Origin of the sequence: Thermohalobaculum sediminis, from assembly GCF_023487995.1 — a bacterium.
Lineage (GTDB): Bacteria > Pseudomonadota > Alphaproteobacteria > Rhodobacterales > Rhodobacteraceae > Thermohalobaculum > Thermohalobaculum sediminis.
Window position 1 is genome coordinate 386,646 of record NZ_JAMFKN010000003.1, and the last position, 20,931, is coordinate 407,576.

Annotated in this window: 27 protein-coding genes; 13 read left to right on the forward strand and 14 right to left on the reverse strand. The window is 70.1% G+C overall.

Features of this window, described 5'->3' with window-relative positions:
* Positions 1 to 195 precede the first annotated feature (195 nt).
* Positions 196 to 2,088, reverse strand: coding sequence for a glycosyltransferase family 2 protein (locus M1105_RS09030; protein ID WP_249580020.1), 1,893 nt, complete (start codon positions 2,086 to 2,088; stop codon positions 196 to 198).
* A 143-nt stretch (positions 2,089 to 2,231) separates the two neighbouring features.
* Positions 2,232 to 3,389 (reverse strand): glutamine-hydrolyzing carbamoyl-phosphate synthase small subunit, encoded by a 1,158-nt coding sequence (carA, locus tag M1105_RS09035; RefSeq protein WP_249580021.1) that lies wholly within the window; start codon positions 3,387 to 3,389, stop codon positions 2,232 to 2,234.
* Between the two features lie 239 nt (positions 3,390 to 3,628).
* Between carA and M1105_RS09040 the strand changes: the two genes are divergently transcribed.
* From M1105_RS09040 to hisG, 4 genes are all read left to right on the forward strand, one after another.
* Positions 3,629 to 4,081, forward strand: a complete 453-nt coding sequence (locus M1105_RS09040) for a GatB/YqeY domain-containing protein (protein ID WP_264759560.1) — start codon at positions 3,629 to 3,631, stop codon at positions 4,079 to 4,081.
* Between the two features lie 92 nt (positions 4,082 to 4,173).
* Complete coding sequence (gene hisS, locus M1105_RS09045) at positions 4,174 to 5,715, forward strand: histidine--tRNA ligase (protein ID WP_249580023.1); 1,542 nt, start codon at positions 4,174 to 4,176, stop codon at positions 5,713 to 5,715.
* Positions 5,712 to 6,857, forward strand: a complete 1,146-nt coding sequence (locus M1105_RS20830) for an ATP phosphoribosyltransferase regulatory subunit (protein WP_249580024.1) — start codon at positions 5,712 to 5,714, stop codon at positions 6,855 to 6,857. Before hisS ends, M1105_RS20830 begins: the two co-directional genes overlap by 4 nt.
* Complete coding sequence (hisG, locus tag M1105_RS09055; protein ID WP_249580025.1) at positions 6,857 to 7,561, forward strand: ATP phosphoribosyltransferase; 705 nt, start codon at positions 6,857 to 6,859, stop codon at positions 7,559 to 7,561. Before M1105_RS20830 ends, hisG begins: the two co-directional genes overlap by 1 nt.
* A 158-nt stretch (positions 7,562 to 7,719) precedes the next feature.
* Here hisG and M1105_RS09060 read toward each other — a convergent pair whose 3' ends face one another.
* Positions 7,720 to 8,415, reverse strand: coding sequence for a metal-dependent hydrolase (locus M1105_RS09060; RefSeq protein WP_249580026.1), 696 nt, complete (start codon positions 8,413 to 8,415; stop codon positions 7,720 to 7,722).
* A gap of 155 nt (positions 8,416 to 8,570) precedes the next feature.
* On the opposite strand from M1105_RS09060, the gene gatC reads away from it, so the two are divergent.
* Both gatC and gatA read left to right on the forward strand, forming a co-directional pair.
* A complete protein-coding gene (gene gatC, locus M1105_RS09065; RefSeq protein WP_249580027.1) occupies positions 8,571 to 8,858 on the forward strand; it encodes an Asp-tRNA(Asn)/Glu-tRNA(Gln) amidotransferase subunit GatC in 288 nt (95 codons plus the stop codon).
* 5 nt (positions 8,859 to 8,863) lie between these two features.
* Positions 8,864 to 10,339 (forward strand): Asp-tRNA(Asn)/Glu-tRNA(Gln) amidotransferase subunit GatA, encoded by a 1,476-nt coding sequence (gene gatA / locus M1105_RS09070; protein WP_249580028.1) that lies wholly within the window; start codon positions 8,864 to 8,866, stop codon positions 10,337 to 10,339.
* A gap of 16 nt (positions 10,340 to 10,355) precedes the next feature.
* Here the strand turns inward: gatA and M1105_RS09075 are convergent, their stop codons facing one another.
* Positions 10,356 to 10,535, reverse strand: a complete 180-nt coding sequence (locus tag M1105_RS09075; protein ID WP_249580029.1) for a hypothetical protein — start codon at positions 10,533 to 10,535, stop codon at positions 10,356 to 10,358.
* 190 nt (positions 10,536 to 10,725) lie between these two features.
* Here M1105_RS09075 and M1105_RS09080 point away from each other — a divergent pair, with 190 nt between their 5' ends.
* Positions 10,726 to 10,989: a hypothetical protein gene (locus M1105_RS09080; protein ID WP_249580030.1), complete on the forward strand. Its 264-nt coding sequence runs from the start codon at positions 10,726 to 10,728 to the stop codon at positions 10,987 to 10,989.
* A 29-nt stretch (positions 10,990 to 11,018) separates the two neighbouring features.
* On the opposite strand, the gene M1105_RS09085 is transcribed toward M1105_RS09080, so the two are convergent.
* Entirely contained in the window at positions 11,019 to 11,225 is a 207-nt protein-coding gene (locus M1105_RS09085; RefSeq protein ID WP_249580031.1) for a cold-shock protein, read from the reverse strand.
* A 360-nt stretch (positions 11,226 to 11,585) separates the two neighbouring features.
* On the opposite strand from M1105_RS09085, the gene M1105_RS09090 reads away from it, so the two are divergent.
* The 4 genes from M1105_RS09090 (at position 11,586) to M1105_RS09105 (ending at position 12,801) form a co-directional block, all read left to right on the forward strand.
* A complete protein-coding gene (locus M1105_RS09090) occupies positions 11,586 to 11,879 on the forward strand; it encodes a DUF6280 family protein (protein ID WP_249580032.1) in 294 nt (97 codons plus the stop codon).
* 139 nt (positions 11,880 to 12,018) lie between these two features.
* The gene (locus M1105_RS09095) at positions 12,019 to 12,264 is read left to right on the forward strand and encodes a hypothetical protein (protein ID WP_249580033.1); all 246 of its coding nucleotides are present in this window, start codon (positions 12,019 to 12,021) and stop codon (positions 12,262 to 12,264) included.
* Positions 12,265 to 12,343: 79 nt separating this feature from the next.
* Entirely contained in the window at positions 12,344 to 12,604 is a 261-nt protein-coding gene (locus M1105_RS09100) for a ParB N-terminal domain-containing protein (protein ID WP_249580034.1), read from the forward strand.
* The gene (locus tag M1105_RS09105) at positions 12,604 to 12,801 is read left to right on the forward strand and encodes a hypothetical protein (RefSeq protein WP_249580035.1); all 198 of its coding nucleotides are present in this window, start codon (positions 12,604 to 12,606) and stop codon (positions 12,799 to 12,801) included. Before M1105_RS09100 ends, M1105_RS09105 begins: the two co-directional genes overlap by 1 nt.
* Before the next feature lie 16 nt (positions 12,802 to 12,817).
* Here the strand turns inward: M1105_RS09105 and M1105_RS09110 are convergent, their stop codons facing one another.
* Entirely contained in the window at positions 12,818 to 13,126 is a 309-nt protein-coding gene (locus M1105_RS09110; protein ID WP_249580036.1) for a hypothetical protein, read from the reverse strand.
* 208 nt (positions 13,127 to 13,334) lie between these two features.
* Between M1105_RS09110 and M1105_RS09115 the strand changes: the two genes are divergently transcribed.
* Entirely contained in the window at positions 13,335 to 13,739 is a 405-nt protein-coding gene (locus M1105_RS09115; RefSeq protein ID WP_249580037.1) for an OsmC family protein, read from the forward strand.
* Positions 13,740 to 13,891: 152 nt separating this feature from the next.
* Here the strand turns inward: M1105_RS09115 and M1105_RS09120 are convergent, their stop codons facing one another.
* The 6 genes from M1105_RS09120 to M1105_RS09145 all read right to left on the reverse strand — a co-directional run bounded on the left by M1105_RS09120 (position 13,892) and on the right by M1105_RS09145 (position 18,341).
* Positions 13,892 to 14,053: a hypothetical protein gene (locus M1105_RS09120; RefSeq protein WP_249580038.1), complete on the reverse strand. Its 162-nt coding sequence runs from the start codon at positions 14,051 to 14,053 to the stop codon at positions 13,892 to 13,894.
* A 126-nt stretch (positions 14,054 to 14,179) separates the two neighbouring features.
* Positions 14,180 to 14,476 carry an antibiotic biosynthesis monooxygenase family protein gene (locus M1105_RS09125; protein WP_249580039.1) on the reverse strand — a complete coding sequence of 99 codons (297 nt, stop codon included), beginning with the start codon at positions 14,474 to 14,476 and terminating at the stop codon, positions 14,180 to 14,182.
* A gap of 529 nt (positions 14,477 to 15,005) precedes the next feature.
* Positions 15,006 to 15,191: a hypothetical protein gene (locus M1105_RS09130; protein WP_249580040.1), complete on the reverse strand. Its 186-nt coding sequence runs from the start codon at positions 15,189 to 15,191 to the stop codon at positions 15,006 to 15,008.
* Between the two features lie 8 nt (positions 15,192 to 15,199).
* A complete protein-coding gene (gene lepA / locus M1105_RS09135) occupies positions 15,200 to 16,999 on the reverse strand; it encodes a translation elongation factor 4 (RefSeq protein WP_249580041.1) in 1,800 nt (599 codons plus the stop codon).
* 33 nt (positions 17,000 to 17,032) lie between these two features.
* Positions 17,033 to 17,482 (reverse strand): low molecular weight protein-tyrosine-phosphatase, encoded by a 450-nt coding sequence (locus M1105_RS09140; RefSeq protein WP_249580042.1) that lies wholly within the window; start codon positions 17,480 to 17,482, stop codon positions 17,033 to 17,035.
* A gap of 172 nt (positions 17,483 to 17,654) precedes the next feature.
* The gene (locus M1105_RS09145) at positions 17,655 to 18,341 is read right to left on the reverse strand and encodes a putative 2OG-Fe(II) oxygenase (RefSeq protein ID WP_249580043.1); all 687 of its coding nucleotides are present in this window, start codon (positions 18,339 to 18,341) and stop codon (positions 17,655 to 17,657) included.
* Positions 18,342 to 18,608: 267 nt separating this feature from the next.
* Here M1105_RS09145 and M1105_RS09150 point away from each other — a divergent pair, with 267 nt between their 5' ends.
* The gene (locus M1105_RS09150; RefSeq protein WP_249580044.1) at positions 18,609 to 19,319 is read left to right on the forward strand and encodes an NAD-dependent deacylase; all 711 of its coding nucleotides are present in this window, start codon (positions 18,609 to 18,611) and stop codon (positions 19,317 to 19,319) included.
* 202 nt (positions 19,320 to 19,521) lie between these two features.
* Here the strand turns inward: M1105_RS09150 and rpmB are convergent, their stop codons facing one another.
* Entirely contained in the window at positions 19,522 to 19,824 is a 303-nt protein-coding gene (rpmB, locus tag M1105_RS09155; RefSeq protein ID WP_249580045.1) for a 50S ribosomal protein L28, read from the reverse strand.
* A gap of 131 nt (positions 19,825 to 19,955) precedes the next feature.
* Positions 19,956 to 20,900 (reverse strand): class I SAM-dependent methyltransferase, encoded by a 945-nt coding sequence (locus M1105_RS09160; protein WP_249580046.1) that lies wholly within the window; start codon positions 20,898 to 20,900, stop codon positions 19,956 to 19,958.
* Positions 20,901 to 20,931 lie beyond the last annotated feature (31 nt).

Genomic DNA, 20,931 nt, shown 5'->3' on the forward strand with positions numbered 1-20,931 from the left:
CTCCGGGCATTTAATGCACACAGACGAACTGGACAATATGTGGTCCGTTCGTCCCGTATCCCGGCCGGGCCAGCGCCGCTCCAAAACGCTTCCCGTTGTTAATATCTCAGAATTTCGCCCTCGCGGCGAGTCATTTTGGCGCTCGGCCCCGCCACCGGATGCAGTTCGTATTATTCTGGCACAGGCGTCCCGCGGTCAGCCACGCGGCTTCCTGCCCGTGGCCGGCCCGGGACGCGAGGCCTGCCCGGCCAGCAAGGCGCTCACGCCATGGCGCGTCTTGTCCCAGTAGTAGGGTGCGACCAGAACCTCGGCCACCGCCTTCCAAGCCGCGATCGAGCCGAGCGTCCAGTAGAACGGCAGCACGGGCACCCACCAGAGCAGCGCCGGCGTTCCGCGCCGCATCATCGCCAGCGCCGCGCATCCGAGCATCACGGCCTGCCCGAACCCGAGCGAGACGCCGAGCGGCACGAGCAGCCAGTCTGGCACGAGCCCGGCCCAGATCCCCTGCCCGCTCGCCGCCCATATCCCGACCGAGACCCAGAACAGCGGCATGGCAAGATAGGTCACCGCCCCGCCCATCAGCAGGAGGTTGAGCCCGAAGAAGCCGGCGGCGCCGAGGTCGCGCCACAGCACCAGCGGCCGGCGCATGTGGCTGAGCCATGTGAGGATATAGCCCTTGAGCCAGCGCGAGCGCTGCCGCACCCAGGGAAGCGCGCGGCAGTTCGCTTCCTCCTGCGTCGTCGAGTCGAGCACCTCGCAGCGCAGACCGCGCCGCGCCAGCCGCATCCCGAGGTCCGCGTCTTCGGTCACGTTGTGCGCGTCCCACCCGCCCAGCCGCTCGAGCGCGTCGCGCCGGAAATAGACCGAGGTCCCGCCCAGCGGGATCGGCAGGCCAAGCCGCTGGAAGCCGCGCAGCAGCACGTCGAACCAGATCGAGTACTCGACCTGGAAGCAGCGTGTGATCCAGTTCTCCGCCGCGTTGAAGAACGAGAGCTGGCACTGCACGCAGGCCACCTCGGCCTGCGCGGCGGCGAGATGGCGGGCGACGCGCCGGAACTGCGCGGGCTCGGGCCGGTCCTCGGCATCGAGGATGCCGACGATCCCGCCATGGCAGAAGTCCAGCGCATAATTGAGCGCCCGCGGCTTGGTCCGCGGCGCGCCGCCCGGCACGACCAGCACGCTGGCCCAGCCGGGCAGGCTGGCGCCCGAAAGCGCATCCTGCGTCGCGCGGTCGTCCGCCTCCACGATGAACTTCACGCCCAGCAGCTCGCGCGGGTAGTCGGTCGCGTCGATCGCCGCGAGGATCTCGGGCACCATCCGCCCCTCGCGGTAGAGCGGCACGAGGAGGTCGATCCGCGGCCAGCGAATCAGCTCGACATTCGGCGCGCGGTCGAGGCGCTCGCCCCTGCGCTCGCCCGCCAGCATCGCGGCAAGGCGCAGCAGCGTGGTGAGGGCGTTGAGCACAAGCAGCGCCGCCGCGGCAAGCCCCGCGAGAGCGCCGCCCAGCAGCCACGCGGCGGAGGCCGCCGCCGCGAGCCCGGCGCCGGTGGCCGCACGCGCGAGGCCGAGGCTGCGTACGCTCTCGCCCGCCGCGGTCCGCCGCGCCGCACGCTCGGCAAGCGCCGGCGCGCAGAGCCGCTGCACCGCCACGTCGAACTGCGCCGCCGTCGTGACGACGAGATCGGCGGGCTCGAACTTCCCGTCCGCGAGGGCGCGCACCGGGTCGTCGGTCACGTGCAGGATACGACCGGCAAGCCGCCGCCAGGGAAGACGGCGGGCGGCGAGCCAGCCGCCCAGCTCCTCCGCCGCCGCGAGGAGGTCGGGGTCGGGCGGCTCGGCGGCGAGATCGACCGGCGCGAGGCCCCATTGCTCGGCGAGCGCGGCAGCCACGTCGCCCGCCCCCGACCAGCCGTGCGCGCAGACGAGCTCGCCCAGCCGGCAGCCGCGCTCGGGCATCAGCGCGAGCGCCGCCGCCAGCTCGCGGTCGCCGAGCGCGCCGCGCGCGACGAGGATCTGTCCGATGGCAGGCCCCGGCCGTCGGGAAGCGACAGGCGCGCCCTGCCCGCCCATGAAGGTCGCGACGGTCACCCCGCCACCTGCTGACGGCTCGACCGGCCGAACCGGCGACACAACGACACCCGGACGCCCTCCGACACAACACCGGAGGACAGCGTTACGGAATCTCAGGTTAACGCGGCCTTAACCATGGCGCGGCGGCCGCGCCGGCGCCGTCACGCCATCGCGGCGACGAAGCGGTCGAACAGGTAATAACTGTCCTGCGGCCCCGGGCTCGCCTCGGGGTGGTACTGCACCGAGAAGACCGGCCGCCCCTCCATCCGGATGCCGCAGTTCGAGCCATCGAAGAGCGAGACGTGGGTCTCGACCACGCCCGCCGGCAGGCTCGCGGCGTCGACGGCAAATCCGTGGTTCATCGAGGTGATCTCGACCTTGCCGGTCTCGAGGTCCTTGACGGGATGGTTGGCGCCATGATGGCCGTGGTTCATCTTCACGGTGCGCCCGCCCAGCGCGAGTGCCAGCATCTGGTGGCCCAGGCAGATCCCGAACACGGGTTTGCCCGCCTCGATCACGCCCCGGATCATCGACACGGCATAGGCCCCGGTCGCCGCCGGATCGCCCGGGCCGTTCGACAGGAACACGCCGTCGGGATCATGCGCCAGCACGTCCGCGGCCGTCGCCGTCGCGGGCAGCACCATCACGTCGCAGCCGGCCGAGGCGAGACAGCGCAGGATGTTGCGCTTGGCGCCGTAATCGACCGCGACGACTTTGCGGCGCGCGCCCTCGACGCGGGCGTGCCCCTCGCCCCAGGCCCAGCGTCCCTCGTCCCAGCGATAGGGCTGCGGGCAGGTCACCTCGATCGCCAGATCGCTGCCGTCGATGCCGGGAAAGGCCCGCGCCGCGGCGACAAGCGCGTCCGTGTCGAAGCGCCCAGCGGGATCGTGCGCGATCGCGACATGCGGCATCCCCCGGTCGCGGATCAGCCGGGTGAGCCGGCGCGTATCGAAGCCGGACACGCCGATCCGCCCGCGCCGCGCCAGCCAGCCCGACAGGTGATCGGCGGCGCGCCAGTTCGAGGGATCGGTCACGTCCCACTTGACCACCATGCCGCGCGCCACCGGATCGGCGGTCTCGTCGTCCTCGGCGTTCGTGCCGACATTCCCGACATGCGGGAAGGTGAAGGTGACGATCTGCGCGGCATACGAGGGATCGGTCATGATCTCCTGGTAGCCGGTCATCGCGGTGTTGAAACAGAGTTCGCCCACCGCGACCCCCTCGGCGCCGAAGCCGCGGCCGAAGATGAGCGTTCCATCGGCCAGCGCGATGCAGGCGGTCGCACCCGGCGGCGTGGCGGTTTCGGCGGCGGCGGTCATGGCACTCTCCCAGGATGCGAGTCGCACCGGGATGGGGTCGCACCCGGGGCGGCAGGAACCTAGTCCCGCCGCAGGGACAGGTCAAGAATTCTCAAGAGATTGAAATACATATGGTTTCCGGAATCGCGCTGGCTGCGTTGGCCATTGCCCGGTTCGTGACGCTCGTGTAACGTCGCAACTTCGCGCGCCTTGAAGGCGTGCGACTGCAAGGCGTTCAGGGTCGTTCAGGGTAGCGAGCGATGATCAGAGACCGGATTGCATCCGCACTCGGCGACGCGGAGGAGGCCGGAGACGACGTCCGATGTTGCATGATGCGGCTCATGCTTGCCGCCATCCGTGACCGTGACAGGTCGCTGGGCGGCGACGAGGGGCGGCGGCTGGACGAGCCCGAGACGATCGCGCTGCTCGCCCGCATGATCGCCCAGCGCGAGACGTCGATCGCCGACTACGAGGAAGCCGGCCGGATGGAGGAGGCCGAGCGCGAGCGCGACGAGATCGCCATCATCCGGCAGTTCCTGCCCCGCCCGCTGACGGGAGAGGAATACGACGCCGCCATCCGCAACGCGATCGCCGAGACCCAGGCCACGTCGATCCGCGACATGGGCAAGGTGATGGGGCTGCTGCGCAACCGCTATCCCGGCCGCATCGATTTCTGCGACGCCAACGCGCGGGTGAAGGCCGCGCTCGGCTGAGCCTTGCGGCGGCCCGCCCGCTTGCCCCTCACCCGCCGATCCGCTAGGGAACCCCCGCGCGCGTGCCGGACGTGCGGACGAGGGACCGGTCGATGGCCAAGGACAAGGTGAAGAAGGCGCCCCGCCCCAAGGCGGAAACGCCGCGTGGCTTTCGCGACTATTTCGGCCAGGAGGTGGTCGAGCGCCGCCGGATGCTCGACGCGATCTGCGAGGTCTATCACGCTTACGGCTTCGACCCGCTCGAGTCCTCGGCCGTCGAGACGGTCGAGGCGCTGGGCAAGTATCTGCCAGACGTGGACCGCCCGAACGAGGGCGTCTTTGCCTGGCAGGACGACGACGAGACCTGGCTCGCGCTGCGCTACGACCTGACGGCGCCGCTGGCGCGCGTCTTTGCCCAGCACCGGATGGACCTGCCGCAGCCCTATCGGCGCTACGCCGTGGGGCCCGTCTGGCGCAACGAGAAGCCGGGGCCCGGGCGGTTCCGGCAGTTCTACCAGTGCGACGCAGACACCGTGGGCAGCCAGACGGTCGCCGCGGACGCCGAGATCTGCATGATGCTGGCCGACGCGTTCGAGGCGATCGGCATCCGGCCCGAGGATGTCGTCATCCGCATCAACAACCGCAAGGTTCTGAACGGCGTGATGCAGGCGATCGGGGTGCTCGACCCCGCCGATCCGCAAGTCCGGGCGCATGAGCGCGGCATCGTGATGCGCGCCATCGACAAGCTCGACCGGCTGGGCGAGGACGGGGTGCGCGCACTGCTGGGCAAGGGGCGGCTCGACGAGTCGGGCGACTTCACGAGGGGCGCGGGGCTCTCGGACGAGCAGGCCGCGATCGTGATGGGCTTCGTCTCGGCCCGGCGCGAGACGGGGGCCGCGACCTGCGCGCGGCTGCGCGAGTTGGTCGGCGGCTCGGCCATCGGCGCCGAGGGGGTGGACGAGCTCGAGGAGATCGCGGCGCTGATGGACGCGCAGGGCTATTCGCGCCGCGCGATCCTCGACCCCTCGGTGGTGCGCGGGCTCGGCTATTACACCGGCCCCGTGTTCGAGGCGGAGCTGACCTTCGAGATCGTCGACGAGGACGGCCATCGCCGGCAGTTCGGTTCGGTCGCCGGCGGCGGACGCTATGACGATCTCGTCAAGCGCTTCACCGGGCAGGCGGTGCCGGCGACCGGCATCTCGGTCGGCGTCGACCGGCTGCTCGCGGCGCTGCGCGCCATCGGCCGGGCGGGCGCGGCCGAGGCGTCGGGGCCCGTGGTGATCCTCGCGATGGATCGCGAGAGGATGGCCGACTACCAGACGATGTGCGCCGAACTGCGCCGCGCCGGCATCCGCGCGGAGGTGTTCCTCGGCGGCGGCAACATGGCGCGGCAGCTCAAGTATGCCGACCGTCGCCAGTCGCCCATCGCGATCATCGAGGGTGGCGACGAGCGGGCGCAGGGCGTCGTGCAGCTCAAGGATCTCGACCTCGGGGCGCGGCTCTCGGCCGAGATCGAGACGCGCGAGGAATGGCGCGAGCAGCCGGCGCAGCAGACTGTCGCCCGATCCGACCTGGTGGCGGAGCTGCGCGCGATGCTGGCGCGGGCGGATGCCCGCGGGCCCGGCGCGGCCCGTGGCGGAGACGGCGCGGCGTGACGCCCCCGACGCGGCTCGGACCCGACCTCGCGGCGCTCGAGCGGGCGCTTGGCGGGCTCGCCCGCCTGTTCACCGGCGCGGGCTACGAGGCCGTGTCGCCGCCGCATCTCTTTCCCGCCGACCTGATGCTCGACCTCTATGGCGAGGATATCCGCGCCCGCGCCTTCCTTTTCCCGGGTGGTGGTGGCGACGAGGTGTGCCTCAGGCCGGACTTCACCGTCCCGGTCGTGCTGGCTCATGGCGAGCGGGGCTGGGGCAGACCGGCACGCTACGCCTACCAGGGCCCGGTGTTCCGGCGGCAGGCCGCCGGCTCGAGCCGCCCGGTCGAGTATCTGCAGGCCGGCGTCGAGAACCTCGGCGCCGCCGACCCTGCCGCGGCCGAGGCCGAGGTGCTCGATCTCACGCTGCGCGGGCTCGGCTTGCTCGGGGTCGGCGCGCACCGCGTGACCACGGGGGATCTCGGCATCGTCTTCGGCCTCCTCGACGCGCTCGAGATGCCTGCGGGACGCCGCGCCCGGCTGCGCCGGCACCTGTGGCGGCCGGCGCGCTTCCACGCGCTGGTGGCCGGGGCGGTGGCGGGCGCACCTGCCCCCACGCCGCGGCGCGCCGCGCTGATCGCGGCCGTTGCAGCACCAGACCCGCTCGCCCGGATCGAGCGCCTCGCCGCAGCGGAAGGCGAGATCATCGGCCTGCGTGAGATCGAGGACATCGCCGAGCGCGCGGCCGCCCTGGCCGAGGCCGCGGCCGAGCCGCCGATGCCAGCGGCGCAGGCCGATCTCATCGAGGCCGCCCTGGCCGTCACCGGCCCCGCCGAGCAGGCGCTGGCGCGGCTCAGGGACCTCACCGCCGCAGCCGGGGTCGACCTCGGCCCGCAACTAGACGCCTTCGCGCGCCGGCTCGACGCGATGGCGGCGCGCGGGCTCGACGGCGCGACGCTGGCCTTCGATGCCGATTTCGGGCGCAATCTCGAATACTACGACGGCTTCGTCTTCGAGATCACCGGCCCCGACCCCGCCCTGCCGCTGGCGGGTGGCGGGCGCTATGACAGCATGACCGCGCGGCTCGGCGCAGGCCGCGCGATCCCTGCCATCGGCGCGATGATCCGCCCCGAGGCCGCGCTCGCCGCGGCGGGGGGCGCGTGATGGGCGCGCTGACGCTGGGCCTGCCGTCGAAGGGGCGGCTGATGGAGGCCACGGTCGAGTGGTTCGCCGCCCGAGGCGTCAGCATTCGCCGCAGCGGCGCGGGACGCGAATACGCAGCCCTCGCCGAAGGGGTCGAGGGGCTCGACGTCGTGATGCTCTCGGCCGGCGAGATCCCGCGCGAGCTGGACCGCGGTCGCATCCACCTCGGCGTGACCGGCGAGGACCTGATCCGCGAGAAGATCGCCGGCTGGGAGGCCCGCGTGCGGATCGTCGCCGCGATGGGCTTCGGCCATGCCGACCTCGTCGTCGCCGTCCCAGCCTGGTGGATCGACGTCGAGACGATGGCCGATCTCGACGAGGCCTGCGCCCAGTTCCGCGCCCGCCATGGCGCGGCGCTCAGGATCGGCACCAAGTATCACACCCTGACGCGCGAGTTCTTCCGCCGCAGGGGCGTCGCCGACTACCGCATCGTCGACAGCCAGGGCGCGACCGAAGCGGGGCCGAAGAACCAGAGCTTCGAGGCGCTGGTGGACATCACCTCGTCGGGCGAGACGCTCAGCGCGAACCACCTGCGCGTGCTCTCGGACGGGCTGATCCTGCAGAGCCAGGCCAACCTTTGCCTGAGCCTCGCGGCCGACTGGAGCGCCAAGGCGGCGGCGGTGCGCGACCGGCTTGCCCGGACGCTGGGCCTAGCACTCGGCTGAGCGCGCGGAGCCATGGCTCGGAGACCGGGGCAGCGGGCCGCGACCGGCCCCTGTCCCGAAGCTTCCCCTTCAGCGCCGTCCCGGGCTTGACCCGGGACCTCGCGGGGAGTGGCACGGGGTTCAACGAGGCTCGTGTCCATTCCGGCGCCGGCCGGTGCTCAGAGCGTCACGCTCTCCATCACCTCGGGCGCGTGCACCGTGAGAGGCGCGACCTTGGCGCGGAACTCGTCGGCCGATTGCGCCAGCAGCGGGAAGGTGCGGTAGTGGCTGACGATCACGCCCTTGAAATCGAAGAACTTCCTGCACGCATAGGCCGCGCGGGTGGCGTCCATGGTGAAATGCCCACCGATCGGCACGATGGCATGGGTGGGCGCATGCAGGTCCTGGAACACGCCCATGTCGGCCATGACGTCGGTGTCGCCCATCACGTAGAGGGTGACCGCGCCGCTTTCGACCATGAAGCCCGACTCGGTCCCCGTGTAGACCGGCGCCCCGTCGGGCCCGGTGGCCGAGGCGGAATGGACGGCATTGACCATCGTGACCCTGACCCCGCCCAGGTCGACCGTGCCGCCCTTGTTCATGCCGATGCCCTCGACATCGCCCGCCGCGGTGATCCAGCTCACCCAGTCGTAGATGCCGACGAGGGTCGCGCCCGTCTTGCGCGCGATCTCGGGCGCGTCGGCGGCGTGGTCGCCATGGCCGTGGGTGACCAGGATATGCGTGGCGCCGGCCACCGCCTCATTGAGACGGCTCTCGTCGAAGGCGGGGTTGCCGCGCAGCCAGGGATCGAGCAGCAGCACCTTTCCCGCGGTCTCGATGCGGAAGCTCGCGTGACCAAGCCAGGTGACTTTCATCGTGGGCCCTTCCGTGTTGTTCCGGTCCGGCGCCAGAATGGCGAATTCCGCCCGATCCGCAAGGCGCATGGCGCTGGTCCCGCGCGGCCTTGCGGCGGCCCGGCACGCCCGCTAAACCACGCAACGTCACGACCCCAAGCCCGGAGGCCGCATCCATGACCATCGACGCCGCGACAGCGCGCAAGGTGGCGCATCTCGCCCGCATCTCGGTCGCCGAGGACGAGCTCGAACAGCTCGCGCGCGAGCTGAGCGGCATCCTCGGCTGGGTCGAGCAGTTGCAGCAGGTCGACGTCGACGGCGTCGAGCCGATGACCTCGGTGACCCCCATGAAGCTGAGGGCCCGCGAGGATGTCGTCACCGATGGCGGCATCCGCGACAAGGTGCTGGCCAATGCGCCGGACGCGCGCGAGGGCTTCTTCGCGGTCCCCAAGGTGGTGGAGTGACGTCGATGACCCTGCCCGTCCCGACGATCTCGGACGCCCGCGACGCCCTGCGCAGGGGCGATTTCAGCGCGCGGGAGCTGACTGACGCCTGCCTTGCCGAGATCGAAGCGGCAGCCCCCCTGAACGCCTTCACCACCGTCGCGGCCGAGCGTGCGCGCGAAATGGCCGACGCCGCCGACCGTGCCCGCGCGGCCGGACAGAACGGCGACCTCCTAGGCATACCGCTGGGGGTGAAGGACCTCTTTTGCACCGAAGGGGTGCGCAGCCAGGCGGCCTCGCGCATCCTCGAGGGCTTCGTGCCGCCCTACGAGAGCACGGTGACCGCGAAGCTGTGGGACGCCGGCGCGGTGATGCTGGGCAAGCTCAACATGGACGAGTTCGCCATGGGCTCGTCGACCGAAAGCTCGGTCTACGGCCCGTGCATCTCGCCCTGGCGGCGCTCGGGCGACGCGACCCCGATCGTGCCGGGCGGCTCGTCGGGCGGATCGGCGGCGGCGGTTGCGGCAGGGCTCTGCCTCGGCGCCACGGCCACCGACACGGGCGGCTCGATCCGCCAGCCCGCGGCCTTCTGCGGCGTGACGGGAATCAAGCCGACCTATGGCCGCTGCTCGCGCTGGGGGATCGTGGCCTATGCCTCGTCGCTCGACCAGGCGGGGCCGGTGGCGCGCTCGGTGCGCGACGTCGCGATCCTGCTCAGGCACATGGCCGGGCACGACCCCAAGGATTCGACCTCGGCCCAGATCGACGTGCCCGACTTCGAGGCGGCGCTGACCGGCGATCTGCGCGGCAAGCGGATCGGCCTGCCGGCGGAATATGCCGAGGGGCTTGGCGAGGAGACCGCCGCGCTGTGGCACAAGGGCGCCAAGATGCTGCGCGACGCGGGCGCCGAGGTCGTCGAGATCCGGCTGCCGCACACGAAATACGCGCTGCCCGCCTACTACATCATCGCGCCGGCCGAGGCGTCCTCGAACCTCGCGCGCTATGACGGCGTGCGCTATGGCCACCGGGCGAGGCTCGACCAGGGCGACGGCATCGTCGAGATGTACGAGAAAAGCCGCGCGGAAGGCTTCGGACCCGAGGTGCGCCGCCGCGTCATGGTCGGGACCTACGTGCTTTCGGCGGGCTACTACGACGCGTACTACCTGCGGGCGCAGAAGGTGCGGACGCTGATCCGGCGTGACTTCGAGGCGGCCTTCGGGATGGTGGACGCGATCCTCACGCCGGTCTCGCCCGGGCCCGCCTTCGGGCTTGGCGAGGTCACCGGCGACCCGGTGCAGATGTATCTGCAGGACGTGTTCTCGGTCACGCTGAACCTCGCCGGGCTGCCCGGCGTCGCCGTGCCGGCGGGGCTCTCGGCCAACGGGCTGCCGCTGGGGCTCCAGCTCATCGGCAAGCCCTGGGGCGAGGCGGAGCTGCTGAACGCGGCCCATGCGCTCGAGGCGCGTGCCGGGTTCGACGCTCGCCCCCGGCGGTGGTGGTGAGGCGGCGCCCGCCGCCTCAGCTCATGTTCTTCAGCATCAGGTACATCGCGCCGCCGAAGAAGTAGAGCAGCGCGAACTTTCGCGCGCCCAGCATCACCATCAGCAGGGCCGGCACGGTGATGATGAACATGTTCGCGTGGCCCGGATCGAAGAGCGTCGCGATCCATCCCGACCCGTCAATTCGCTGCGTCTGCATGTTCCCTGAGCTCCCCGAAGCGTCCTGCCCGACCGCCACCGCGGGCAATCTCGCCATCTTTCACCGTCGAAGGCAACTCTTGCGCGAAGAATTCGGGCGGTCGCCGGATTGACACGGATCATGGCGCGCCGGCCGCGCGCCTGCAATCCTTACGCTTGGGAGGCCGGGACTGGGGAGAGCGGAGGAACAAATGATCTCGATCGAGGACTGCATCGGTCTCACGGGCCTCACGCGCGAGGAGATCGACGCCATCGCCGAGCACGAGCACATCCCCGAGGCGGCGGCGGCCGCGCTGGCCGGATATCTCATGTCGACGACCGAGGGGCCGGCTGCGGTGCGCACGATGATCCGCGACGACATCCGCGCGGCCCTCGCCGCGGGCAAGCGCGAACATGCGGCCGAACTTCTCGCCGCGCTCCGCCATTTCCTGGCGGAGCACCCGACCGAGCCCTGACGCCGCCGAGTTGCGCCGGGCGCGCCTGGTCAAAGGACCGAGATGGACCCCGCGGACATGCGACCGTCACGGCCGGACTGAAGCTCGAAGGACACCTTCTGGTTCTCCTTGAGCGCCTCGATCCCTGCGGCGCGCACGGCCGAGATATGGACGAAGATGTCCTTCCCGCCGTCGTCCGGCGCGATGAAGCCGTAGCCCTTCTCGGTGTTGAACCATTTCACGGTTCCAGTGGCCATGACTGCAAGTCCTTCGCGTTGCGGGGCTTCCCGGCCCCCAGGTCGTCGCATGTGAGGCATCGCCTCGGTTCAGATGTCGCCGAGGCATCTACCCCACGAGGACACCCCGTGAAGGGACGAAGTCTTCAGGCCAACATGCGCCCCTGATGGACGCAACGGGACATTACACCGGATCGGGCCTTGGCACAACGAAGCTGGGGTGGCGCGCGCGCCTGCCGGCGGGCGACGGCTTGCATCCAGCGCATGGCTGCCTTGCATCAAAGGGCTTTCATTCACCGAAGTTTCACACTATTTCCCCTTAATCCCGCGCGTTGCCCCGGCTGCGCGCCGCATCCCATGATCGAGACGAGGAGGCGCGAGATGTTTCGCGACACCGATGGCATTGCCTTCGACAACGAGCAGGGCGACCGCGCCCGCCGGCTCTTCGCGGCCGTCGTGATGGCCGTGATGGAGGACGCCGTGAAGGAAGAGAGGAAGACCGGCCGGGGCGCCAGCGACCTCGCCAGCTGGGCACGCTCGCGCGACGGGCGCACGGTGCTGAGCTGCGCCGGCATCGACCCCAACGAGCGCACCGTCCAGGGCATGCTCAGCTATGTCCGCTCGGGCGGGCGGCAGGGCCTGGGCGACGAGAGCGGCATGGCCGCCGCGGCCTGACACGCGGCGCCCCCGCGGCTGAGCCACCATCGCCGCCGCGCCGCAGGCCGCGGGGGTTTTCCTTGCCGCGGCAGGCTTGCTCCCGGCCACCGGGCGCGGCACAGTCGGCCCGACCACACGGCCCCGCGCGGAGGATGCGATGCCCAGACCCCTGACCCTGCTGGCAGCGCTCGCCGCGCTTTTCGCCCTTGCCGGGTGCGAGATCGACCGCGAGCTGCCCTGGGGCGGCAGCTTCACGATGAGCCCGACCGAGGCCTTCCCCGGCGGCGGCAGCCTCGGCGCCTCGAACGCCGAGGCCTGCGTGGGGATCGACGAGCGCGGGCGGCGGCACCTGCTGCCGCGCTCGCGCTGCGCGGGCGACTCGGACGGGGTGGTGCGGGACTGAAGCCGCCCGGCATGGACGCGCGACAGGGCCGCCGTGCCGTGGCAGGATGGCCGCCGCCCGCCGCGAGAGGACCCGCCCGATGCTCGAGCAACACCGCCTGCCGATCGACCGCATCCACGTCCCCGTCAAGCGGGTCCGCACGCTCGACCCCGCCAAGGTCGCGGCGCTGGCCGAGGACATGCTCGAGCACGGCCAGAAGGTCCCGATCCGCTGCCGGGTCGACGGCAAGGGGCCCGAGATGCGCTATGTGCTGATCGAGGGCTACCATCGGCTCGAGGCCGCTAAGGCGCTGGGGGAGAAGACCATCGTCTCCTACCTCGCGCAGGCGCGGGTGTTCTGATGCGCGGGCCGCACGCCCTGCGGCTGGCCGCAGGGATCGCGCTGGCGCTGCTCGCCGGCTGCGAGACGCGCTATCCCGGCGAGCCGCCCCTGCGCGAGGTGCGCACGGAACGCGACCGGCTGTTCATCCGCTGCACCGTCAACGACCCGGCCTTCGTGACACCGCCCTGCCGCCAGTTCGCGGGCAAGGACCGCTGAGCCGCGCCGCGAGGCGTCAGGCGCGCTGGCGGGCGGCGGCAATCTGCACCATCACCTCGCCCTCGGACACCATGGGCGGATCGACGCGCAGGTGCCCGGCATTGGCCTTGATCCAGTCGCGCGCGACATCGACGGATGCGTCGGTCCCCTCCTTGCTCTCGCACAGCGTGACCGAGACGCCGCCCACGCGCGTGCGGATCATCTCGTAGGACACGAGCCCCGGAACCTTGCGGATCAGCGCCTCGATCTCGGCCCGGCGGCTGTCGAGCAGATCGAACAGCGCGACCGCGCCATGGCCATTGTAAGTGCGGACGACGGCGTGCATGGGACCCTCCCCCGGCTGCGGTTGGGGGCGTCCCCGGGATCGGGCAGGCGCGCGGGGGCGCCCGGTGGTGGTGGGGGGAGTATAACGTGATTCCCGTCTGGCCCGATATGTCCGCCACGCCGACCCTGCGCCGGCGGGTCGCGCCGATCCCTTGACAGGCGTTCGGCACCGACGCGAAGAATTGCGGACCCGAGAGCGGAGGCGGCCGATGAACGTGAACGTGCGCCTGCGAAACCTTCCCGGCACCGAGGCCGCCGTCGGCTGGGCGGGCGGACACACGATCGTCGCCGACCGGCCCGAAGGACGCGCGGGGGGCCTGGGCCTCGGCTTCAACGGCGCGCAACTGCTCGCGCTCTCGCTCGGTGGCTGTTTCTGCAACGACCTGCGCTATGTCGCCGACGAGCTGGGCGTGAAGCTTGGCGACATCTCGGTGGATGTCTCCCTCGAACTGTCGGGCGAGCCGCTGGTCGCCACCTCGGCCCGCATGTCGGTCGCGCTCTCGACGCTGGACGGGTCCGATCCCGCGATCGTGGTGGACAAGGCCAGATCGAGTTGCATGGTCAGCAACTCGCTGACACGTGGCGTGCCGGTGACCATCACGCATTCGGCCTAGCCGGCAGCGCCGCCCCGGCGCACCTCAGCCGAGCGCGAGGATCACCTCGCCCTCGGCAATCGTGGGGCCGGCGAGGTTGAGATCGGCGGCGTTGCGCGAGATCCACTGGTGCGCGAGCTGCATGCTCTGGTCCGTGCCGAATTGTCCTCGCATCAGGTGACCGAGGCGCCGCCCGTGGCGGTGCGGATCAGCGTGTAGGAGCGGAGATCGGCGACGCCGCGCATGACCTCCTCGACCTCGGCCTTGCGCGCCTCGAGCATGTCGAAGAGCGCGCGGGCGCCCTCGCCGGAATAGAGACGGATGACGGCGTGCATGGGACCCTCCCCCGGCTGCGGTTGGGGGCGTCCCCGGGATCGGGCAGGCGCGCGGGGGCGCCCGGTGGTGGTGGGGGGAGTATAACGGATTCCGGAGATCGCCGCTGCGGAGAGTTGGACGAGCGATCAGCGCTCTGCCAATTCGTAGTGGTGGATGAAGCGCTCGCGGACCAGCACGGCTTCCTCGGGCAAGATGTGGGGGTTGCGCCAGTCCTGGCCCGCGAAGGCCTTGAGCGCGTCGAGATCGCGCCAGACCATGACCATGCAGAACTCGTCCGGCGTCTCGGGCCGGGGCGTCCCTGCGGTGACCGAGACGATGCCGGGCTGCGACTTCACGAGCGGCATGGCGGTGTTGCGAAAGAAGTCCTCGAACTCGGCCCGCTTGCCGGGCTGGGTGATAACGCGAAAGACGCGGACGATCATGGGTCGGCCCTCCCTTATGAGGGAGGGGAGGCTAGCATGGGTGGCGGTGAAGCGGTGTGGGGGCATGGCGGGGTGAACCCCGCCCTACGGTTGCACGGGCAGCTGTGTAGGGTGGGAAAAACCCACAATTCGGCGGCGCGCGAGGCGGGACGGCGGGTTTGTTTCCACGATATCCTAGCGATCCTCCGAGGGCTTCGGCTACGCCCTCTAAACTAACACCCAGCAGCAGGCTCAATATCAACCCACCAATCACCGTCACTACGACTCCGACAAGGAGTTGATCTCGGTGTTTCGAAACCCATTTTACCCAGACACGTCGCTGAACAGCGCTCAGGCTCAACAGCGGTTCATTACTATTTTCTACTCCAGAGCTACCATAAGCTGCGTCCATTTCGGAATATATGCGCTTTAATCTCGACAGAAAGCTGGCGTCAGAAGGATTCCTGATGGAGAAAACCATCGCCCTCCTCTCAAATATATAAACCTCAATATAATTTGGATCTTCGAAATCTGCGTTTATTCTAATTTTTCATGAAACGATGTTCCAGTGGTCTAGTAGCTCTTGAATTCCATTAAACTCAATATCATCTGTATGAATTTTTAATTCGCCGCCGTGAAATTGCTCTGCAATTAAACCGATTACATCTTCACGCGGAATTTCGGACGGAGAAGACCAGCTTTTATTCTCCGAAATTCTGTTTTTCTGCGTAACCAATGGAAGCCTCACCCATCCATCTTCAACGCATTAATAAACGCCTCCTGCGGGATCTCGACCTTCCCGAACTGGCGCATCTTCTTCTTCCCCGCCTTCTGCTTCTCCAGCAGCTTGCGCTTGCGCGTCACGTCGCCGCCATAGCATTTCGCGGTGACATCCTTGCGTAAAGCCGAAATCGTCTCGCGCGCGATCACTCTTCCGCCAATCGCGGCCTGGATCGGCACCTTGAACATGTGCTGGGGGATCAGCTCCTTCAGCTTCTCGCACATGCTGCGCCCGCGCAGCTCGGCCTTCTCGCGGTGGACGATGGTGGAAAGCGCGTCCACCGGCTCGTCGTTCACCAGGATCTGCATCTTCACGAGGTTGCCGGGCTCGTAGCCGTCGAGCGCGTAGTCGAAGCTCGCATAGCCGCGCGTGACCGATTTCAGCCGGTCGTAGAAGTCGAACACCACCTCGTTCAGCGGCAGGCGATAGACCACCATGGCGCGCGAGCCCGCGTAGGTCAGGTCCATCTGCACTCCGCGGCGTTCCTGGCACAGCTTCAGCACGTCGCCGAGGAACTCGTCGGGCACGAGGATGGTGGCCTTGATCCACGGCTCCTCGATATGGTCCACGCGCACCAGGTCGGGCATGTCGGCGGGGTTGTGCATCTCGCGCATCGTCCCGTCGGTCATGTGCAGGTGGTAGACCACCGACGGCGCGGTGGTGATGAGGTCGATCTCGTATTCGCGCTCCAGCCGGTCGCGCACCACCTCGAGATGCAGGAGCCCGAGGAAGCCGCAGCGGAAGCCGAAGCCCAGCGCCGCCGAGGTCTCCATCTCGTAGGTGAACGAGGCGTCGTTGAGCGCGAGCTTCTCGATGGCGTCGCGCAGGTCCTCGAACTCGTTCGAGTCGACCGGGAACAGGCCGCAGAACACCACCGGCACCGCGGGCTTGAAGCCCGGCAGGGGCGTCGAGCAGCCGCCGCGCTCGGTCGTGATCGTGTCGCCCACGCGGGTGTCGCGCACCTGCTTGATCGAGGCGGTGAGGAAGCCCAGCTCGCCCGGGCCCAGCACGTCGGTCTCGAGCATCTTGGGCGTGAAGACGCCGACGCGGTCGGTCTGGTAGATCGCGCCCGTCTGCATCATGCGGATGCGGTCGCCCTTGCGCAGCACGCCGTCGATGACGCGCACCAGCACGATGACGCCCAGGTAGGCGTCATACCAGCTGTCGACCAGCATGGCCTTGAGCGGCGCCTTCGCGTCGCCCTTCGGCGCCGGCAGCCGGGTGACGATGGCCTCGAGAACGTCCGGGATGCCAAGGCCCGTCTTGGCCGAGATCAGCACGGCCTGCGAGGCGTCGATGCCGATCACGTCCTCGATCTGCTCGCGGATGCGCTCGGGCTCGGCGGCGGGCAGGTCGATCTTGTTGAGGACGGGGACGATCTCGTGGTCGGCGTCGATCGCCTGGTAGACGTTCGCCAGCGTCTGCGCCTCGACGCCTTGGGAGGCGTCCACCACCAGCAGCGAGCCCTCGACCGCGCGCATGGACCGGCTGACCTCGTAGCCGAAATCCACATGGCCGGGCGTGTCGATCAGGTTGAGGACGTATTCCTCGCCGTCGCGGGCCTTGTAGATCAGGCGCACGGTCTGCGCCTTGATGGTGATGCCGCGCTCGCGCTCGATGTCCATCGAGTCGAGGACCTGCTCCTTCATCTCGCGGTCGGTGAGGGCGCCGGTGGCCTGGATCAGACGGTCGGCAAGCGTCGACTTGCCGTGGTCGATATGGGCCACGATGGAGAAATTGCGGATGTGCGCGAGATCTTTCATGGCGTGGCGTTATGGGGTGCGGCCCCGGGGCCGTCAAGCGGCGCCGGCGAGCCGGGCGAGAAGGTCGCGCGCGGCCGCCTCGATCATGTCGAGGGCGTGCTCGTAATCGGCCGCCGTGCCGCCCCATGGGTCGGGGATGTCGCGCCCCTGCGGGTCGAACAGGCGGATCGCGGTCCGAGCCTCCGCGGGGCGGCGGGCCTCGAGCGCCGCGAGGTTCGAGGCGTCCATCGCGACGATCAGGTCGAAGTCGCGGAAGTCGGCCGGCTCGACCATGCGCGTGCGCTGCCCGCTGGTGTCGTAGCCCCGCGCGGATGCCGCGGCGAGGCCCATCGGGTGGGGGGGCTTGCCGACATGCCAGGCGCCGAGCCCCGCGCTGTCGATCTCGACCGCCAGCCCCGCCTCGCGCGCCAGCGCCTCGAGCACGCCCTGCGCCATGGGCGAGCGGCAGGTGTTGCCGAGGCAGACGCAGAGGATGCGGGTCATGGGCAGGCTCGGCGGCAGATGGATCGGGCGCTGGCCGAGAGTTACGCGACCGCACGCGGCGCGTAAAGCGGGCCGATTGGGCCGCGTGCCGCGAGGCCCCGGGACGAGCCCGGGACACGGCGGACGGGACCGGGCGCGGCGCGGGACGGCGCGTCGTGGCGCGCCGGGCGCCTCAGGCCATCACGGCCGGGTCGTCGAGGACGATGTGCATGCCGCCCATGCCCTGCCGCCCGCCAAGGTCGTAGTCCTGCAGGAAGATGTCGAAGGCCAGCGTGATGCGCTCGGACCCATCGGTGTAGAGCGAGGTCTCGTGCAGGATGGTGCTGGGAAAGAGCGTGAGCAGGCCCCTCTCGTTGCGGATGGGGATCGAGCGGTCCTCGCGCGGGGCGCCCTGGTAGAGGAAGGGCGGGTAGTAGATCGTGCTGGTATCGGTGCAGGCCACCGTGAAGTTGCCCGAGAGATAGGCGTAGGGCGACTGGTCGTGGCAATGGGGCGCGAACTTCTCGCCGCCGCGCACCACGTTCGCCCAGCCTTGTACGTAGCAGCGCGCCCGCGGCACCCCCATGGCAGCGAGATAGGCGCGGTAGCTGCGGCGGATGAAGCCGTGGAAGGCGCGCATCGCCGGCTCGGGCCAGGTGAAGATGTTGAAGCCGTGCCAGCGCGAGGTGAGCCCGTCGTCGATCCCGGCGATGGGCTTCGCGGGGATCTTCTGCTTCAGCTCGCCCTCGCGCGCGAGGACCGTGCTGCGGATCTCGGCGAGGAGGGCCGCGTCGTCGAGCTTCTCGAGGAACAGCGGGATCTCCCAGACCGGCGCGAAGGGGGATTTCGCGGGGGCCGACTTGAGGCGCTTGAGCGGCATTCCTGGCCTTTCTGTCCGGCTGCGGCGGGGGTGCCCTTCGCCCCTAGGTGCCGCCCGCCTCCTGCGGGCTCAAGTCACATCGCGCGGAAGTCACGAAGCTATGATCGCGAAGCACCCGGCCGAGGCGGCCCGGTTGCGCGGCGGGCGCGGCACGCGGCAGAATGCTGTCGCGGGGATGGCTGGGAGGGCCCGAGGCACGATGATGCGTGCAGCAGGAGATGCGGCGGGCCATGGCATGTGGCGGCGCGGTCGCTGCGGGCGCCGGGCATGACGCGGCGGGCGGCCATCGTGATCCTCACCGGGGCGGGGGTTTCGGCGGAATCCGGGCTCGGCACCTTCCGGGACGTCGGTGGCATCTGGTCGCGCTACGATCTCGCCGAGGTGGCCACGCCCGAGGGGTATGCCCGCAACCCGGACCTGGTGCTCGGCTTCTACAATGCCCGGCGCGAGAACGCGGCTGCGGCCGAGCCAAACCGCGCGCACCGCGCCATCGCCCGGCTGCAGCGCGACTGGCCGGGCGAGGTCACGCTGATCACGCAGAACATCGACGACCTGCATGAGCGCGCCGGCAGCCCGGACGTGGTTCACATGCATGGCGAGATCATGAAGGCGCTTTGCGCCGGCTGCGGCCACCGCTGGGGCTGGCGGGGCGCAATGAGCCGGGCGGACGCCTGTCCCGCCTGCGGCCGGGCGCAGGGCGTGCGGCCCGACGTCGTCTGGTTCGGCGAGGTGCCATACGAGATGGAGCTGATCGGCGAGCGTCTGGCGCGGGCGGACCTGTTCGTCGCCATCGGCACCTCGGGCGCGGTCTATCCCGCGGCCGGCTTTGTCGCGGAGGCGGCGCGGGCGGGCGCGGCGACGGTCGAGATAAACCTCGAGCGATCCGAGGTCGCGGGCATGTTCGGTCGCCACATCCTCGGCCCGGCGGGCGAGACGGTGCCGCGATGGGTCGGGGAAATGCTGGCGCAAGTGCCGTAGGGCGGGGGTCACCCCGCCATCCAGACATACACGCCGACGGGGCAAGCTCCGACACCGGGACACTTGCCACGGCGGGGTGAAACCCACCCTACGGCTCGCGATGGCCTCGACCACGACGTTGGGTCGCCCAAAGGCCCCCGAAAACACGAAGGGCGCGGCCCGGTGGGGCGCGCCCTTGGTCGTCCCTGCGATGCGGGCCGGATCAGGCTGCGGAGGCCGCCGTCTCGAGCGCCGCGGCCTCGATGTCGCGCTTGACCTTGAGGGCCTTCGGGCTCAGCTCCTCATCGCGGGCCTTGGCGAGGAAGGCGTCAAGCCCGCCGCGGTGGTCGACCGTGCGCAGCGCCGAAGCCGCGATGCGGAAGCGGAACGAACGGCCGAGCGACTCGCTCTCGAGCGTCACGGTGTTCAGGTTCGGCAGGAACCGGCGCTTGGTCTTGATGTTCGAATGGCTGACATTGTGCCCCGAGAGCACGGCCTTGCCGGTCAGTTCGCAGCGGCGCGACATGGGTCTATCCTCATCCGTCTGATGGGGCCGGGCGCGCCTTGAGGCGCGGGCCCCGCCCGCCGAAATCCGAGAGCGCGTCCTTACGCGCTCGGAGCGTCGCAGTCAAGCGCGGGCGCGCCGCTTGCCCCCGGTCAGGCGGCGCGGCGCGCGAGGGCATACATCATCGCGCCCCCAAGGCCGCGCCGCGCCGTCAGCCGCGCCCAGAGGCGGTTCGCGTGCCGCCTGAGCCGCGGCAGGCGGTAGGTGCCGCTGTCATCGCGCTCGAGCGCGGGGCCGTAGCGGTATTCGAACCGGCCGATACGCCCGCCGCTGAGGGCGATGGCAAGCCGCCGGGCCTGCAGCTCCCACGGCGTGTAGGAGCGCTCGCCCACCACCTCGAAGCCATCGAGCCCGGCGATCAGGCGCCTCAGGCTGGCCGGCGCGAAGCAGCTCACATGCTGGTGCGGGATCCATTTCGGAAAGCCCGCGCCAAGCGCGCGCGCGGCCGGCGACTCGAAATTGTCCGTCGCGAGCAGGAGATATCCGCCCGGCCGGACCATCGCCGCAAGCGCCGCGGCGAAGGCGGCGGGCTCGGGGACGTGCTCGATCACCTCGAAGGCGGTCACGATGTCGAAGCGCTCGCCGGGGCCGACCGCGTCGAGGCTCGGCGCAATCGCAAGCCCGAGCCGGTCGCGGGCATAGGTTGCCTCGGCGACCGACAGCTCGACGCCCGCGACCTCGAGCCCGAGCGTCCGCCGCGCCGCGTCGGGGAAGAAGCCGTAGCCCGTTCCGACATCGATCAGCCGCCCCCGCGCGGCGGTCCCGAGGAGGTCGCGGAACAGCCCGAGATTCACGCCCGCATTGACAATCTGGCCAAGCCGCATGCGCTCGTTGCCATAGCCCGCCCGGTAGAATGCCTCGAGCCGGTCGTCCGGCAGCACCTCGCGGACATAGCGAAAGCCGCAGTCGGCGCAGCGCAGATTGGTGAAGACATCGAGCCGGAGGGGGTCGCCGGTCCGGTCGGAACCGCAGAGCGGGCAGACCCCGCGCACGCCATGGTCGCGCAGTTCCGACACGATCATGGCCCCCCGCAGCATCGCCCCATCGCGGCGCGGACACTAGGCGGCG